This is a genomic window from Pseudomonas sp. D(2018), assembly GCF_005502555.1.
Lineage (GTDB): Bacteria > Pseudomonadota > Gammaproteobacteria > Pseudomonadales > Pseudomonadaceae > Metapseudomonas > Metapseudomonas resinovorans.
This window is the reverse complement of record NZ_SCOK01000119.1, coordinates 1-1,424: the sequence shown is the minus strand read 5'-3', so window position 1 is coordinate 1,424 and position 1,424 is coordinate 1. Positions and strand designations below refer to the sequence as shown.

The following is a 1,424-nucleotide window of genomic DNA, read 5'->3' as shown; positions in this document are numbered from 1 at the left end:
GTAATGCTGTTCACTTAAGCGGAGCAGCATTGCGGTCCACCGGGTAGCGGGTCTTGCAGATCTTCACCGTCCTCGGCCTTGAGGGCCTTGGGCGGTGATCCAGAAACAGCCCGCTGATTCCGGCCCGCAACTCTGACAGGCGCCTCCCTGTTGCCGAAATCGGGTTAGCCGCCGCCATCACAATCAGCTGTACGGCGATGTAGTGGGCCACCGGTTTGAAGCGTATGTCCGATGGTGTTCGGCCAAAGGCCACTGCAGCCTGGCTCGCCTCGCGGCGAATGATGTTGTAGGCCAGCAACAATCCCCAGACCTCCTGGTAGATCAGGTCCTTTACCTTGCTGCGCAGGGTCATCGCGTTCTGCTGCAGGGAGCTTTTGATATCCCGGAAGCCCAGTTCGATCTCCCAGCGTTCCTGATACAACTTGGCGACAGCCTTGGCGCTGTAGATATCCGCCGGCAGCGAGGTCAGAACAGTTTTCACCTTGCCCTGTACTTCGTAGCTGACCTCGCGCACGTCCCAGTGGGTTGGCAGGGCCGGGTTGCGCTTTCGTGCCTGGGCCGACACCTTCATGCGCAGCAAGCGGTCGCCCTTGCCGTAACGGCTCACCTCTTCGCTGACCAGCGCCTTGCGCGCCGGGATCAACCAGTGTCGGTTGTTGCCCCCTGAGGCCAGGCCCAGCAGCAAGTCGGCACTCCAGAAACCCTTGTCGAACAGCGTCACCGAATGGTCGGGAATCTGCTGCATAAACGCATCGGCCAGGCGCATTTCACTGCGCCGGTAGGGGCTCAGCTGGGCATCCAGAATCAGGTGCGAGCGCACATTCATCAACGCCACCAGTCGTAGCATGGGGAACGGCGTCTGGCGCTCGGTGGCGGTATTGCCGGAGCCGAAATGCTCCCGTAGCTCGGAGGTGTCCGGGGTGCGCAGGAGCGCACCATCCACGGCCAATACCTGCAGGCCCTGCCAGGTATCGCCGTCATAGCGTTCGTTTCCCCACTGACTGCCGGTTTTGCGGAACAGCCACTCAACCGGATCGGCCCCCAGCCGTTTGCGAGCCTCAGTGACGCCGCTTCTGGCCAGCAGGTCGCTAGAGGCCAGCCCTTGGGCACAGATGTTCAGGCGTCGCGCCACCTCATGGACAGGCTCGTCGCGAAACAACGCCATGCCGAGTACCAGCCAGAGCACCTGATCGCTGGGCAGGCGCCGCCGCCGTATGGTGGCCTGTGCAGAAAGGTCCAGTGCGGAGGCCACCCACTCAATCGGGATGTTTTGGGTGAAGGTGCTCAGATCGGAGAAATTGAACAACTCGCCCAGGTCGAGTAACTGCTGCTGGAAAGACATAAAAAATCCGATGCCAGAGATCTGGCATCGGATTCTCGGGGAGCCTCGGCAACAGCTCAAATGCTTATGTGAACAGCATTAC

General features: G+C 60.9%; 1 protein-coding gene. It reads right to left on the bottom strand.

All coding sequences use genetic code 11. From position 1 onward, the window contains the following. Positions 1-10 precede the first annotated feature (10 nt). Positions 11-1,342, bottom strand: a complete 1,332-nt coding sequence (locus tag FFS60_RS28545) for an IS4 family transposase (protein ID WP_137823894.1) — start codon at positions 1,340-1,342, stop codon at positions 11-13. Positions 1,343-1,424: the final 82 nt, after the last annotated feature.

What these genes read in the sequence shown, in the direction of transcription:
- FFS60_RS28545 (WP_137823894.1), bottom strand. Translation starts at nt 1,342, where the DNA reads ATGTCTTTCCAGCAGCAGTTACTCGACCTGGGCGAGTTGTTCAATTTC.